The 14,489-nt window shown below is 50.5% G+C and carries 14 protein-coding genes; 11 read left to right on the top strand and 3 right to left on the bottom strand.

The features are described from left to right. Positions 1-37 precede the first annotated feature (37 nt). The gene (locus tag PRIO_RS34130) at positions 38-1,147 is read right to left on the bottom strand and encodes an acyltransferase family protein (RefSeq protein ID WP_020427583.1); all 1,110 of its coding nucleotides are present in this window, start codon (positions 1,145-1,147) and stop codon (positions 38-40) included. A gap of 312 nt (positions 1,148-1,459) precedes the next feature. Between PRIO_RS34130 and PRIO_RS26820 the strand changes: the two genes are divergently transcribed. The 9 genes from PRIO_RS26820 to PRIO_RS26780 all read left to right on the top strand — a co-directional run bounded on the left by PRIO_RS26820 (position 1,460) and on the right by PRIO_RS26780 (position 10,508). Beyond that, positions 1,460-2,560 (top strand): hypothetical protein, encoded by a 1,101-nt coding sequence (locus PRIO_RS26820; protein ID WP_020427584.1) that lies wholly within the window; start codon positions 1,460-1,462, stop codon positions 2,558-2,560. After that, entirely contained in the window at positions 2,547-3,584 is a 1,038-nt protein-coding gene (locus tag PRIO_RS26815; protein WP_020427585.1) for an acyltransferase family protein, read from the top strand. Before PRIO_RS26820 ends, PRIO_RS26815 begins: the two co-directional genes overlap by 14 nt. A 38-nt stretch (positions 3,585-3,622) precedes the next feature. Beyond that, positions 3,623-4,801 carry a WD40/YVTN/BNR-like repeat-containing protein gene (locus PRIO_RS26810; protein ID WP_020427586.1) on the top strand — a complete coding sequence of 393 codons (1,179 nt, stop codon included), beginning with the start codon at positions 3,623-3,625 and terminating at the stop codon, positions 4,799-4,801. A 162-nt stretch (positions 4,802-4,963) separates the two neighbouring features. Then, on the top strand, positions 4,964-5,551 hold the full coding sequence (locus tag PRIO_RS26805; protein WP_020427587.1) for a CueP family metal-binding protein: 588 nt from the start codon (positions 4,964-4,966) through the stop codon (positions 5,549-5,551). A gap of 269 nt (positions 5,552-5,820) precedes the next feature. Beyond that, the gene (gene vanR / locus PRIO_RS26800) at positions 5,821-6,516 is read left to right on the top strand and encodes a VanR-ABDEGLN family response regulator transcription factor (protein ID WP_020427588.1); all 696 of its coding nucleotides are present in this window, start codon (positions 5,821-5,823) and stop codon (positions 6,514-6,516) included. Between the two features lie 13 nt (positions 6,517-6,529). Further along, positions 6,530-7,651, top strand: coding sequence for a sensor histidine kinase (locus PRIO_RS26795; RefSeq protein ID WP_063850491.1), 1,122 nt, complete (start codon positions 6,530-6,532; stop codon positions 7,649-7,651). Positions 7,652-7,955: 304 nt separating this feature from the next. Next, positions 7,956-8,204 carry a VanZ family protein gene (locus tag PRIO_RS37530; protein WP_081487152.1) on the top strand — a complete coding sequence of 83 codons (249 nt, stop codon included), beginning with the start codon at positions 7,956-7,958 and terminating at the stop codon, positions 8,202-8,204. A gap of 157 nt (positions 8,205-8,361) precedes the next feature. Next, positions 8,362-9,252, top strand: coding sequence for an ABC transporter ATP-binding protein (locus PRIO_RS26785; RefSeq protein ID WP_020427592.1), 891 nt, complete (start codon positions 8,362-8,364; stop codon positions 9,250-9,252). Beyond that, positions 9,249-10,508 (top strand): ABC-2 family transporter permease, encoded by a 1,260-nt coding sequence (locus PRIO_RS26780; RefSeq protein WP_020427593.1) that lies wholly within the window; start codon positions 9,249-9,251, stop codon positions 10,506-10,508. The genes PRIO_RS26785 and PRIO_RS26780 overlap by 4 nt, the downstream gene beginning before the upstream one ends. Here PRIO_RS26780 and PRIO_RS26775 read toward each other — a convergent pair. Both PRIO_RS26775 and PRIO_RS26770 read right to left on the bottom strand, forming a co-directional pair. After that, positions 10,486-11,934, bottom strand: a complete 1,449-nt coding sequence (locus PRIO_RS26775) for a sensor histidine kinase (RefSeq protein ID WP_020427594.1) — start codon at positions 11,932-11,934, stop codon at positions 10,486-10,488. The two genes, PRIO_RS26780 and PRIO_RS26775, sit on opposite strands and share 23 nt — an antisense overlap. After that, positions 11,934-12,641: a response regulator transcription factor gene (locus tag PRIO_RS26770; RefSeq protein WP_020427595.1), complete on the bottom strand. Its 708-nt coding sequence runs from the start codon at positions 12,639-12,641 to the stop codon at positions 11,934-11,936. Before PRIO_RS26770 ends, PRIO_RS26775 begins: the two co-directional genes overlap by 1 nt. Before the next feature lie 170 nt (positions 12,642-12,811). On the opposite strand from PRIO_RS26770, the gene PRIO_RS26765 reads away from it, so the two are divergent. Both PRIO_RS26765 and PRIO_RS26760 read left to right on the top strand, forming a co-directional pair. Further along, positions 12,812-13,729: an ABC transporter ATP-binding protein gene (locus PRIO_RS26765; protein WP_020427596.1), complete on the top strand. Its 918-nt coding sequence runs from the start codon at positions 12,812-12,814 to the stop codon at positions 13,727-13,729. Further along, positions 13,726-14,478 (top strand): ABC transporter permease, encoded by a 753-nt coding sequence (locus PRIO_RS26760; protein ID WP_039787203.1) that lies wholly within the window; start codon positions 13,726-13,728, stop codon positions 14,476-14,478. Before PRIO_RS26765 ends, PRIO_RS26760 begins: the two co-directional genes overlap by 4 nt. Positions 14,479-14,489 lie beyond the last annotated feature (11 nt).

Here is a 14,489-nt window from a genome sequence, read left to right as displayed (position 1 = left end):
ATCGGGAAGAAGGAGGTAAATCTTTAATTGGCTAAGACTAGGAAGCGGCCCTCTCCATATAGCTCCTTCGAGGCGCAGCTTTCTTTCTTGTCCTCCCCAGCACAAAACCGAGCCCCGGCACCCGCTTCACCACCATACTCAGCAGCAGCGACCCTGCGACCGCAATAACTGTAGTCGGGAACCAGCTCAGGTAGCTGTCGAAGACGTAGCGTTCCACGAAGTTCAGCAGCAGGATGAAGATGCCGTAGTGGAAGATGAGGATGGCGAGTGATTCTTGGCCGATGTAGGTGAGGGTGGCGGCGAAGAATCTGGATGTGGAGAGAAGCTGGGTCATTTTGATGGCGAGCAGGCTTCCGGCGATTCCGGCGGTGTAGAAGAGAAATAGGTTGCCGTATTCTCTGTTGTTCATGTCGACATAGCTGTTGAAGTAGGCGGCTGTGAGGAAAAGCGCCATCCATACCAGGGTGCCCAGGTTGAAGACGCGGATCTTACGGAGCATTTGGCGCTGCTTGAGCTGGTAACCGATGAACACGAAGAGTTGGGCGACGAGCGCGACGTCGATGTTCCAGGGCAGGAAGACCACGGTGCTCAGAGCATAACCGGACAGGCTTAGGCCGAGCATGGCAGCAAGCTGCAGCAGCAGCGGGCCTCCGCTCAGATAACGCATGCTGAGGCAAAAGATGATCTGGGTCACGAACAGGCAGGTCAGAAACCAGATGGGAATATTCAGGAGCAGCCCCCCGGAATAGGTGCCGAGCGCAATAGCCTGCATAGGTTCATACCAGGCAATACCGGAATTGTGAGTGGGTTCAAGGGTGCGGAGAATGAGCCAGAGCAGGTAGCAGAGGAAACCGGCAGAAAGATAGGGAACCACGAGGGTAAGGATACGGGTACGAAGCAGTGCGGTAAAATTGTCAAAATATTTGGAGGCGCTGAACAGATAACCGGAGACGATAAAGAACAGCGGGAGCCGGAAATCTCTGAACATATCGTTCAGGACGACCGGGGTCAGACCGGCATGTCCCACAACGACGAGCAGAATGGTAATGCCTCTTACCATATCGATGACTTTGAGCCGCGGGGTCCTGGAGGCAGCGGAAACTGATTTCGCTGCAGTTGTCACTGAAGTCGTATCCGAAGCTTGCATGGCTTGGCGGCAGCCTCCTTCCATATAAGTTATCAATAGGTTATAGGAAATAATAGGCAAGAACAATGGTACAAACTAGTTATTTCAATTACTACCTTAGTTGATTGATAAACTTAGGTAATAGTTATATAAATAAGGGTAGTTTGTATGGCCCGGGCGGTGTAAATTGCATAATGATGCAGAATTCATGTGAAATCTTATACTTTAGAGGGGTGGGAGACCGCAGGATTCATTTTATAATCTATATACATAGAAAACACAGGTTTAATTTATATAGTGAAATCCATATGAACGGAAAGGAAAGTGAGGGGAATGAAGGAATATGACTATTCCTTGGATGCGATTAAGGGAATTAGCTGTATTTTGATGATCATGGCGCATATTCCGCTTTATTTTAACGGCAATGAACGGGTGTTCCAGATTGTTGCCGGTGTGGCCCCTGTACTATTCTTTGCGGTCTCAGGTGTGACTACCACCCTGCAGGTGAGAAGGCGCAGTTTCAGATCACTCCTTGGCTTCTATGTACTGTTCGCGGTCATCGGGTTTTCCTATAATCTGATGTGGAGGCCGGAGATCCAGGCGTTTCGGATCATGGACGTTCCCCAGATCATCGCGCTCGGAGTGCTTAGTGTATACCTCATAGAGAAATATCTCAAACCTCCACTCTATTTATATCTCCTGTTGTCGCTGCTAGTGTTTGCGGTACATTCGTTCATCGGCCACCGTCTGCCGGACTTCCCTCTTAAGTCTATATTGTTCACAGAAACGGTCGGGTTTACGTATTTCCCTTGGATGTTTGCGTTTGTTGCAGGAATCTTTGCCTACCGGTGCAGCAACCGGGTAAACCTCATGGCGGCTCTGGCTGCCGGGGTGCTGCTGGCTATCGTTAGTTTCGGAGGGGCGCGCGAGGCGGATTTTGTGAAATACAATATGTCTGTGCAATATCTGCTGCTGTCTCTGTTTGTGCTGTTCGGGGGCTTTTACCTCTTCAGAAGTAAAAAAAGCTACTCTCCCTCCAATCTGATGCTGTATTTCGGCAAACATTCGTTTTTATTTCTGTTTACCCATCTGTTCCTGATCCTTGCTTTTGACCGGCTGGGTCTGGGACGCCTGTATATTGTGTGGATGTGGGGGCTGGTTCTGGTCTGCACCTATGCGGGCATGAACGTTCTGCTGTGGCTTAACCGTTTCCTAGCACGTTACTTGGAACACCCGCTGCCTTGGGCGCTTGCCGTCATTGGTGTGGTTGCGGTTCCGCTGGTGATCCCAAACAGGGATCTGATTATTCTCGCGGAGGCTGCGCTGGGTATGCTGTTCGCGATGAATTACAAGCAGCTCTCCAGCCTGATGTCTGTCAAACCCTCTACCCGCCGCCAGCCGTCCCTTCCGGAGGTTGTCCATGAACAAGCTTAATTACAAAGCGATCAGCACGTACCGCACCCAGCTCATGGGACTGGCGATTCTGTGGGTGATGCTGTACCATTCGACGGTCGATTTTTCCTCTGTTCCGGTGCTGGGCACTTTGCAGGCCTATGGATACGGCGGGGTGGATATCTTCCTGCTGGTGTCGGGCTTGGGACTGTATTACGCCTATCGTAAAAATACTGGCACATTCACGTTCTACCAAAGAAGGCTGCAGCGGATTCTGCCCACGTACCTCCCGGTGGTGCTGATCTTTTGCCTGCTGTATTGGGGGATGGGGGAGATGCCCTTTACAGACATGCTTCTGAATCTGACTACGCTTAGCTTCTGGCTTGGGCTGGACAGCCGGTTTGACTGGTACGTTCCCGCCCTGCTGGTGCTGTATTTGCTTACGCCGCTGTTTATGTATTTTTTCAGGGAGAAGAACAAGCTTGTTACGGTTGCTGTGGCTAGCCTGATTGGACTTCTGCTAAGCGTGGTTCTATCTGGAACACCGCTGTCTTATTTGCTGATCTTTACGATAAGAATCCCGATATTCTTCGTTGGCGTGTGGGTAGGTTACCTGATCGACCAGAAACAGGCTGTCCCGCGGGTGAATGGGATGCTGTACCTGGGAATACTTCTGTCCGGTGCAGTGCTGCTGGCAGCAAGCCAGAAATATATGAGCGAATATGTGTGGAGCTATGGGCTGTGGTGGTATCCTTTTATCCTGATTACCTTGCCCTTATGTCTGCTTACGGCGGGTGGGCTGCACTGGGCGGCAGAGCGCAAATGGACCCGGTATCCCTTCCTTACGTTCTGTGGCACGCATAGTCTGGAAATTTACCTGATTCATGAACGGGTGTTGAAAATACTGGCGGATCTCCGGCGGAGCCTGGAACTGCCTGTGTACGATTTTGTCCTGAATGCGGCGGGCATTCTGCTTACCTTGGGAATGGCCTTTGTATTGAAAAAAACAGTCACCGGGTTCAGTGCCCGGATAAAACCCGGGACGACAGCGGCCGCCGCTTCGTGATTGCCGGGCAGGGTAAATATTCACTAGGAGGTGTCGTGATGAACTTTACTAGAAAATTACAGAAAAAAGCTCTAACCATTCTCTCAGCGGGCCTGCTCGCCTTTGCGGGCTGGGGAACTGCGGTGTCTCCGGCACAGGCGGCAGCGCCCGCCGTACCGGCATCGTCCTGCAGTACGGGAGATCACGGAATTCTGCAGGATTTGCAGAAGAATCAGACGGCTAAGGGGGCGGACCCGCTTACTTTTACCACCGTGGACTTTCTGAATGCAGATACGGGACGGGCGGCCGGCAACGGCTTTGTGATTGGGACTTCGGACGGCGGATGCCACTTCCAGGAGATTTATCAGGGACAGTGGAGCTTTCAGCAGATTGATTTTCCGGATAATGTGCATGGCTGGGCCCTCGCCTCTGTGAAGGGGGGGCAGGTCAAATATCTGATTCGTACCACGGATGGAGGTTCCACCTGGAAGCGGCTAAGCCAGAGTCCAGTGACCTTTGAACGTATAGAATTTGTAGACGGTACAACCGGATTTGGCTATAACCGCGCTTCTACCTATTATACAAAAGATGGCGGAAGCACCTGGACCCGGATTCCTACTCCGGCCAATACGCGCGGGGCGGACTTCACTACCCGCAGCAGCGGCTGGGCGGTCGTGGTTGCACAGGGCAGCGGCTACCAGATCATGAGAACCACTGATGGCGGGGCAAGCTGGAAGCAGCTGAAAAAGGTGGCCTATCCAAATCCGCAATACGCCCAGGTCTACGTTAACGCCTCTCAGGTATATACGGTGCTCTATGGCGGTTCGGGAATGTCGCAGACCTCGTACTCCCTTTATGGCAGCTCCGATGCAGGCGGCAGCTGGACCCAGATCATCGCCCAGGCAACAGCCGGCGGGGGTCCTGCTCCCGGAAGCGGACCAGCCAAACAGGAGAAGGGGCCGGCTTCAGGCAGTCCCGGAAATATGCAGGTGGTCGGCAAAACCACAGCCTTCCTGGTCGGCTATCAGCCCGCAGCCCAGATGGTCGGCACCGGCATGACTGAGAACAACGGCCGGACGTGGAGCAACTCCAAGACAGTCCTGGGCTTCGAAGGCGTGATCTCCTTCACCGATCGGAATCAGGGCTGGCTGGCGGTACGCAATATGAACAGCTCGACCCTGTATGCCACCAAAGACGGCGGCGCGAGCTGGAAGGCTAAGTTTTCTTTTGAGTTTTAGTGGCAGGGACCCTTAGGGTCCCTGTTTTTTTGTGGTTAAGGAAATTATGTGGAGTTGAACGGTGAATGAAGATTGCCTGGCCTATTTGTCACGCTTTCGTCTTGTCTACAATTGTGCTGACTCGATTATAATAGGGACATGAGACAGGAGGAGGATTCCCAAATGAAGAATAAAATGCTGGTAACCGCTGCCGGGGTGGTAGTTGTTATTGCCTTAGGAGCATACATGTTCGCGGGGAACGCAGACAAGAAAGAGCCGGGGCAAACGGATACACAAGCCGTCGGGGGGGATGTGCAAACTGCTGCAATGGATACGCCGGGCCTCAAGCAATTGGTGCATGATTTCAGCAGCCGCAGCAAAAAAGCGGAGTCCGCGTCCATTTCATCCACACAGCTGATTGTGAAGGAGAGCGATGGCAAGTCGGCAGCCTACGCATTGCCGGCCGATGAATTTTTTGTCTCTATCGCGCCTTACGTGGACCAAACCCATCCATGCGCAACCCACAGCCTGACCGGCTGCCAGGGCGAGATGACAGGGGAAGAGTTCAACATCTCGGTTACAGACTCGGACGGCACAGTAATCATGGACAACAAAACGGTGAAATCCCAGCCCAACGGCTTCATCGATCTGTGGCTGCCCCGGGACCGGACCTATCAAGTTACCATTGAACATGATGGCAAACAGGCGGAGTCCGAGCTTTCCACGTTTGAGAAGGACGATACTTGTGTGACTACAATGCAGTTGGGATGAAATCCAGACCCGGCAGTAATTGGAACAACGGTCCGTTTGCGGAGCAACCACATAAGTTCTGAAGTCCATCCTATTCAATCCAACGAGGGTTGTCCCAAGCCATTTCATGGCTACTGGGATAACCCTCGTTTTTATGGAACACTGCTGTAAGGGGAATTCAGGTTATCTTAGGATAATCTTAAGAATTTAACAAGAAAAATACCACATAAATTCCTGGGGTTTTCTGTTACAATGGCTATATTTCATGCAATAAAGGCAGGTGATACCACATGGTTGAAAATATCCTGGTGGTGGATGACGAGCAGGCCATCACCGATCTAATCGAAATCTACTTAAAAAATGAAAATTACAAAGTTACGAAGTTTTATAACGCGCAGGATGCCCTGAAGTATATTGAAAGCGCAAGGGTGGACTTAGCGATTCTGGATATTATGCTCCCGGATATGAACGGTTTTGCACTGTGCCGGCGTATCCGGGAAAACTACCATTTTCCTGTGATTATGCTTACGGCCAAGGATGAAGAAACCGACAAGATTACCGGCCTTACTATGGGGGCTGATGATTATATGACCAAACCGTTTCGTCCGCTTGAAATGGTTGCCCGGGTGAAGGCGCAGTTACGCAGATATAAAAAATATCAGACGATGCCAACACCAGATGAAGCGGTCATCTCTTATTCGGGGCTGGTTATGGATGTGAACACGCATGAGTGTTGGCTGAACGGGCAGCCTTTATCGCTCACGCCTACGGAATTCTCAATCTTAAGGGTTCTTTGTGAGAATAAGGGTAAAGTAATCAGCTCTGAACAGTTGTTCCATGCGGTATGGGGCAACGAATATTACAATAAAAATAACAATACCATCACTGTGCATATCAGGCATCTGCGGGAAAAAATGAATGACTCGGTAGATCAGCCGAAATGGATCCGGACGATATGGGGGGTGGGGTACAAAATTGAAAAGTAATAAACAGATCAATATGAATTATGCAAAGCTTAGAATGAAAGTATTCGTGCGAATGCTTAGCCTGATCCTCCTTGCTCTTATAGCGGTGGATGTACTGTATTCATTGGTTCGGGGGCGGCTGGGTGAGGCGGGGGTCCGGCTGTTGCAATATGTTTTTGGTTACGAATATGATCATGCGCTTTCCATTTATGAAAGTGTGCTGCGGGATCATTGGGAGATCATCATGCTGATAGCCATATCGGCATTTTTTCTTATATTCTTCTACTTTTCGTTATCGTGGTTCACCAAATATTTTAATGAAGTCAATGCAGGAATTGATGCCTTAATTACGGATGAAGCAGACATTAAGCTGTCGCCGGAGATGTCCTCGATGGAGCAGAAGCTGGTATTCGTTAAGCAAACCCTCCAAAAACGTGAGCTGGAGGTACAGCTGTCGGAGCAAAATAAAAGAGATTTGGTGATGTATCTGGCTCATGATATAAAAACGCCGCTTACCTCTGTCATTGGCTATTTGAGTTTACTTCACGAAGCCCCTGATATGCCTAATGAGCAAAAAGAGAATTATACGAAAATAACCTTAGAAAAGGCATATCATCTGGAGCGTCTGATCAATGATTTTTTTGAAGTCGAAAGATATAACCAGCAAACGATCCAGCTTAAGAAACAGAACGTTGATCTCTCCTATATGCTGATCCAAATGCCGGATGAATTTTACCCCTCTCTCACGCCTGCCGGAAAAAGGATGATTGTTAACGTGGAAGATACTATAACCGTGTATGGTGATTCCGAGAAGCTGGCGCGGGTTTTTAACAATATTCTCAAAAATGCAATTGCCTACAGTGATGATAACAGCACCATTGAGGTGTCGGCAAAAGTTCAGAAGGATATGGCAGCCGTTACCTGTACGAATACCGGAACAACGATACCGCTGGATAAGCATAATCAAATATTTGATAAGTTCTACCGGCTGAATGATGCCCGTTCAACAAACACGGGAGGTGCAGGTCTAGGCCTTGCCATTGCCAAGGAAATTGTAACTCTGCATGAAGGACAAATCGACATGCAGAGTGAAAACGGAAAAACCGTATTTAGTGTAAAGCTGCCGCTTATTTCACAAGGAGGTCACCATGGATGATTTAATGGGTTACTTTATTATAGGAGGCATTCTCATCGGAGCAGTCATTATATTGTATCTGCCGGTATTCTTTTTGCTGAAGGGACGGGTAAGTGTAATCCGGCAGTTGAGCATAGTATTGCTCGCTGCATGCAGCTGTATAGTGTTATATGCAACCATAATTTCAGCATGGGGACAAGACGCATTTCATCCGGCGCAGCATCACTTGAATCTGCTCCCTTTACGCATGTTAGATGAGTCCGGGGGGCATGTTAACGGATAAAATGGTGGTGCAGATTTTTGCCAATATTCTCATGTTTATCCCCTGCGGATTTTTGCTGCCCAGTGTATTTTCGCGGATGCGTTCCTTTGGGAGAACGGCATTAATGATTTTTTTGCAAGCTTTTCAATCGAATTTGTGCAATATTTTCTTGGAGCGGCTGCAGACATAGACGATGTTATCCTGAACCTTCTGGGAGGAATTCTGGGATATGTCCTATTTGCCGGGGGTTCCCGCTATTTGCAGCGTAAACAAGCACGGTTAAAGCTGTCAGGCGGTAATCACTACAGATAATAGAAAAACTTATTGCTTTCTTAGGATTTTCTAAATAAATAAACGGTTCAATCTTAAAGTTCAGTCTGCTTGCCAGCGGTAGAATAAATACCGGGCAGGCGGATTTTTTTGTATGCAATGGCAATGCGGATAGAGTACCAGAGAGGGAGGACGAGATATGGAATTAGTGCTGAATAAACTTACCAAACAATTTGGCCGCAAAACTGCGGTCGATCAAATGACAATTACGATGAAGCCGGGAGTGTATGGCTTGCTTGGTGCGAACGGGGCAGGAAAAACAACTTTAATGAGAATGGTCTGCGGGGTGCTGAATCCTACTGCGGGCGATGTTTATCTGGATGGAAAACGTGCCGCGGATTTAGGGGAAGAGTATCGCAGCCTCCTCGGGTATCTTCCGCAGGATTTTGGATATTATCCGGATTTCACAGCCGGGGAATTTATGCTCTACGTCGCTGCACTGAAAGGTATTTCACCGGAGAAGGCCAGAATCCGCAGCAAAGAGCTATTGGCGTTGGTCGGTCTAACTGAAGTGTCAGCGAAAAAAATCCGTACGTTCTCCGGCGGGATGAAGCAGAGGCTGGGCATTGCGCAAGCTGTTCTGAACGACCCCCGAATCTTGGTCCTGGACGAACCTACTGCCGGACTTGACCCGAAGGAGCGGGTCCATTTCCGCAATTTAATTGCAAACTTCTCCAAAGACAAGATTGTCATTCTTTCTACTCATATTGTATCCGACATAGAATATATATCCGACACGGTTCTAATGATCAAAGACGGCAAGCTGATTATCAACCGCCCAGCCGACAACATCGCGCACGAAATGGACGGTAAGGTGTGGAGATGTGTGGTTGCGAAGGAGGCGGCCCCTGCCATCAGCAGTTCCTTTTGCGTAGCCAATCTGCATCACGGAGACGATGATACCGTTATCCTTCGTGTTCTTAGTGATGAGCTCCCGATGGACGGCGCCATGAACGAGATACCTACGCTTGAGGATTTGTACTTGTACCATTTTCAGAATGACATTGCCGAATATAGGGGGACGAAATGAACAATTTATTCAAATATGAGTTTATGAAAATTGCCAAAAAGAGAATGAACATTGTTGTTGTTCTGGTCAGCTTGTTCTTAACCCTTCTGTTCTTTATCATGCCTGTCAAAAATTATATTGCGCTGGAGCGTGACGGCAGTCAGGTAAATGGTACGGCGGCAATCCGGCTTGAGAAAGAATACGCTAAAGAGCTTGAAGGAACGCTGACTGAGGAACGGGTTGCCAAAGATATTAAAGCCTATCAGGCATTGTTCTCTAATCCTGAGAATGTGGTGAAAGACGGGGATCAGGTGAATTTGAAGGATGACATTTATGCCCGTTCTGTATTGCCGCATTTCGCTTACTTTAAAATGATTGACGAAGCTTTTGTGAAGCCGCAGGTCACCGATAACGGACTTACCGCACTCAGAGATATGCGGCTCAACAAGGATACTGCGGGATTTTATCAGGCGCGCGCAGACAAAGTTAAGAGTTATTTGGATATGGACTATTCGGACTGGAAATATTCAGAGCAGGAAAAGCAATTCTGGAACACCCACAACAGCCAGGTTGAAACTCCGTATGAATACGGCTATCACGCCGGCTGGAAGAGCCTGTTCCAGTGTTTTGAATTGCTGATTGTTTCTATTATTGCCATCTGCATTTGTGTTGCTCCAGTATTCGCAGGAGAATATCAATCGGGTGCTGACAGTGTCATCCTGTCTACCCGGTACGGGAAATCAAAATTGATCCAGGCCAAAATATCAGCGGCCTTTCTGTTTGCACTGCTTGTCTTCACCGTAAATATTGTATTGGCTGTAGGCATTCAATTATATGCATTTGGGACCGGGGGCTGGAACCTGCCCCTGCAAATTTTGAATGTTACTGTTCCCTATAATCTATCCATGCTGGAAGCTGCAGTAGTATGTGTGTCCATCCTATATTTGGTTTTGCTGGGGATGGTCGCTGTAACCCTGCTTCTGTCCGCAAAAATGAAAACTGCATTTGTGGTGCTGGTGATTGATGTGCTAATCATATTGCTTCCTGTCTTTCTGGGGCTGAGCGGAACCAACGGCATCCTGAATCATATTCTGATGCTGCTTCCGTACATGGCAGTGCAGCCCGTTTTTCCAGCGGATTATACTTCATATTTTTCATACCCCCTTCCCGGCTTAACCTTGAGCATTATTACCGTGAGAATTGTCCTTTATGTGGTGATATGTTCAGTATGCCTGCCCTTTGTCGGGCGTGTATTTAAGCGTCACCAGGTGCAATAGGTCCAGGCCGGTGACGCCCCTGGCCCGCCGGGCCGGAGGAATCGGCTGGCCAAGCTGGAAACTGCAGGGTTGCATGCAGTCCTTGGGCGGTGCCGCTTTCCAGGATAAGCTTGCCCTTGTGGGCTTCGGCGATGCGGGCGACCATCGGGAGACCCAGTCCATGGCCCTGCCGGACCGGGTGTACCCGCCCTGCGCTATATGGCAGCAGAACCAGCTCGGGCAAGTGCTCTGGGGCAATTCCCGCCCCAGTGTCGGATACGGATAAGGAATAGCAGCAGTCTTCCGGACCGCGCGAGCTTCTGAGGACAATCCGGCAGCCGTCCGGGTTATGCTGAACGCTGTTCTGCACCAGGTTGCTTACCGCACGGTACAGCAATTTCTCATCGCCCATGACTTGCAGGCTCTCGTCGGTGATGCTGAGGTCTATAGGATAACGTTCATCCAAGCCGTTGTTGATGATGTCAGAAGCCACGGTTCTGGCCAGAGTGGATAAACGGACCGGCTTAAGCTGCAAGGGCTGCATGTCATACTCCAGCATAGAGACGAGGTTCAGGTCGCTGACCAGCGAACGGAGCTGTTCGCCCTGGCGGCGGATGATGGCGGCCTGCTGCCTTTGCTCCCCGGTCAGATTGACTTGTTCCTCCAGATTGCTGGCGTAGCCCAGGATCATCGAGAGGGGGGTGCGGATATCATGGGAAATCCCGGCGACCCAGTTGGAGCGTGCTTCATCCCTTGATTTAAGCGCAGTGTTCTTGGCCTGCAGCGTAGCGGAAGCCAAATTGATGCTCTCGGATAAGTCGCTGAAAATTCCTCCCGTCTCTACCCGCACCGGCTTGTCTTTCGCCAAAGCATGAATACCGTCGATCAGCGGACGGATGCCGCGGATCAGCCGGGTGCCAATGAACAGCGAGAGGGCAACAGCAAGTACAACGTTACATAATAATAGGAGCAGCACTCTTGAGGGAAGTGACTGCAGCCAATCCGTCAAGTATTCGAGCTGGTATTTTTCATATGAATGTTTGGGATAACCCACGACCAGCAGTCCTTCCGGATGCTCCCAGATATATACGGGATACCCCTGTAAATAGTAGCGTGAGAACTTCGCCACCTCCAAGATGCTGTACGAACGCGGAATCTCCGCCGGCAGTTGTTCACTCCACTGTACCTTGCCTTCCTGATTCAGCAGCATGGCCCAGGCCTGATGATGTTGAAGCAGCGCTGCAGCCTCGGGCTCTAGCGCATGCTTGCCGGCAGCCGTCTTTAGGCCGGCGGCAATTTCCCGCACAACCGTCTCCGGTGAGGTCTCTTGATGCGTTTCTTTGAAGATCAGGGAACCCAGCAGAATTAGGTTAAACAGCAGCAGCAGCAAAGAGACCATCAGGGTGGAGCCCACAAATTTGCGTAAAATCCGGACTGCGCTGTCCATTAGCGTGGCTCCTGCACAATGAGCTTGTAGCCGAGTCCCCTGACCGTCAGCAAATACGCCGGCTTGGACGGGTCTGCTTCAATCTTCTCGCGGATACGCCGCATATGCACCATTAAAGTATTCTCATATCCATAGCTGTCGTCCCCCCAGACAGCCTGGCACACCGCATCGCTGGTTACAATCCGGCCACGATCCTCATACAGCTTGATTAGAATGGCATGTTCCTTGGCCGTGAGCGGCAGCTCCCGGCCTTCTTTTTGCACAACTGCACCCTCCAGATCCACCACCTGCTCACCCAATCTGAAGACAGGAAGCCGCTCCGGTATTTGGGAGGCATACACCCGTTTCAGCACAGCCGTCAGCCGCAGCATCAGCTCTCTGGGCAGAAAAGGCTTGACGATGTAATCGTCGGCCCCCAGGCCCAGCCCCAGCAGCCGGTCCTCATCTTCGCCGCGTGCCGACAGAAAAAGCACCGGCATATCAGAGAAGGTCCGTATGGAAGACAGCAGCGAGAACCCGTCTCCGTCCGGCAGCATCACATCCAGAATGGCGACGTCCGGCTTCTCCAGACGGCAGAGTGCGAGGGCGGTCCTATAATCTCCAGCCGCGTATATGCGAAAGAAGCCTTCTTTTCGTAAGAACAGCTCGATCATTTCGCGGATTTTGGGTTCGTCTTCGACAATCATAACTTTTTTATTCTTCATCATATTCAATGTGTATCACCCGTAATTTAGTATACATGATCAAGCGGTAGACTTTTATAGGATTGGCCTTATTTAAGGCAGGCGTAAGGTTATCTTCAGCCCGGAGCAAGGGAAGCCCTCTATATTTAGAGGCAAGAGGCCAACTTGACAGAAACGGAGCTGAAGAGAAACCAATGAACGCTTACCCAATCATTGAGACACAGCATTTGACCAAATCCTATGGCGGTACGCCCAGAGTGGATCACATCAATCTGGCCGTTCAACAAGGAGAGATATTCGGCTTTCTCGGCCCGAACGGAGCCGGTAAAACCACAACGCTTAAGATGCTGCTGGGCCTGATCCAACCGACAAAAGGGTCGGTGAAGCTATTTGGAAAAGAGCTTAGGAACAACCGAGAGTCCATTCTGAACCAGACGGGTTCACTGATTGAATCGCCTTCCTATTACGGACATCTTACAGGCCTTGAGAACCTGCGGGTGATGCAGCGTCTGCGGAGCCTGCCTGCAAAGAATATCGATAAAGTCCTGCAGATCGTCCGTCTCGACAATCACAAGCACAAGCCCGCCCGGCAGTATTCCCTGGGGATGAAGCAGCGCCTGGGTCTGGCAATGGCTTTGCTGGCTTTTCCAAGCCTGCTGATTCTGGACGAGCCTACGAACGGTCTTGATCCGGCGGGAATTGGGGAGATCCGGGAGCTGATACAGTCGCTGCCTGCTCAGTACGGTATGACTATTCTGGTGTCCAGCCACCTGCTGTCTGAGATAGAACAGATCGCTACCTCCGTTGGCATTATCAGTGAGGGCAAGCTGCTGTTCCAGGGAACGATGGCCGCGCTTCAGGCGCAGAACCAGGCGGCGATACACTTCCAGACCCATGATCCCGCCATGGCGGTCAAAGTGCTGGCTGCGCACGGATACAGGCCCAGAATACAAGAGCGGCTGCTGGTGTTCGGCGCCATGCAGGATTCTGAAGTGGCCCGGATCAATGAAATTCTGGTGTCCAGCCGGATTTCAGTAAGCCGGATCGAGGCGTATAAAAAGAGCCTGGAGGATATCTTTCTTGACCTCACCGGAAAGGAGCGGAGCCTGTGATGAAAGCCTTGTCTTTGGAATATTATAAAATCCGCCGGAGAAAGGTATGGGCGATGCTTACGCTCTTTCTGGCCGCCGAGTTGGGATGGGCATCGATGTCCATGGGCATATCGATTTCGCGAAGTGCAGCCAATGCCACCTGGGAAGCGCTGATTTTCAGCCTCTCGTCCATGAACGGGCTGTTTTTGCCGATTCTCTCGGCCATTGTAGTGTCCAGAATTTGTGACATGGAGCACAAAGGAGACACCTGGAAAATGCTGCTGACTACGTCAGTCGGACGCAGCTCTATTTATGCCGCCAAATATATTTGTGCGGGCAGTCTGATGCTGTACGGCATTCTGGCCCAGGCCGTTTTTATTGTGGGCTTCGGCGTGCTGCACAAGCTGGACGGCCCGCTTCCGGTAGCACTGCTGCTGCAATTCGCTGCGGGTACGCTTTCTGCCAATCTGCTGATTACAGCGATGCAGCAATGGATTTCGCTGGCGGTGAAGAACCAGGCGTTTGCCCTGTGCCTTGGCATGCTGGGCGCGTTCCTGGGGACGACCGCCAGCCTGTTTCCTGCAGCTGTCCGGCATGTCATTGTCTGGTCCTATTATCTGGACCTCAGTCCGGTCACGTATGTCTATAAGGCTTCCTCCGGAACCTATATTACCGGGACAATGCCTCTCGTCCAGTTGAGTGTTGCTCTAGTACTGACGCTGCTTTTGTATGCTGCCGGGAATACTCATATCTCAAGACAAGAGATTTAAGGAGGGAATAC

The organism is Paenibacillus riograndensis SBR5 (assembly GCF_000981585.1).
Lineage (GTDB): Bacteria > Bacillota > Bacilli > Paenibacillales > Paenibacillaceae > Paenibacillus_AQ > Paenibacillus_AQ riograndensis.
Note: the sequence above shows the minus strand (reverse complement) of the source record. Positions and strands in the feature narration are given on the sequence as shown.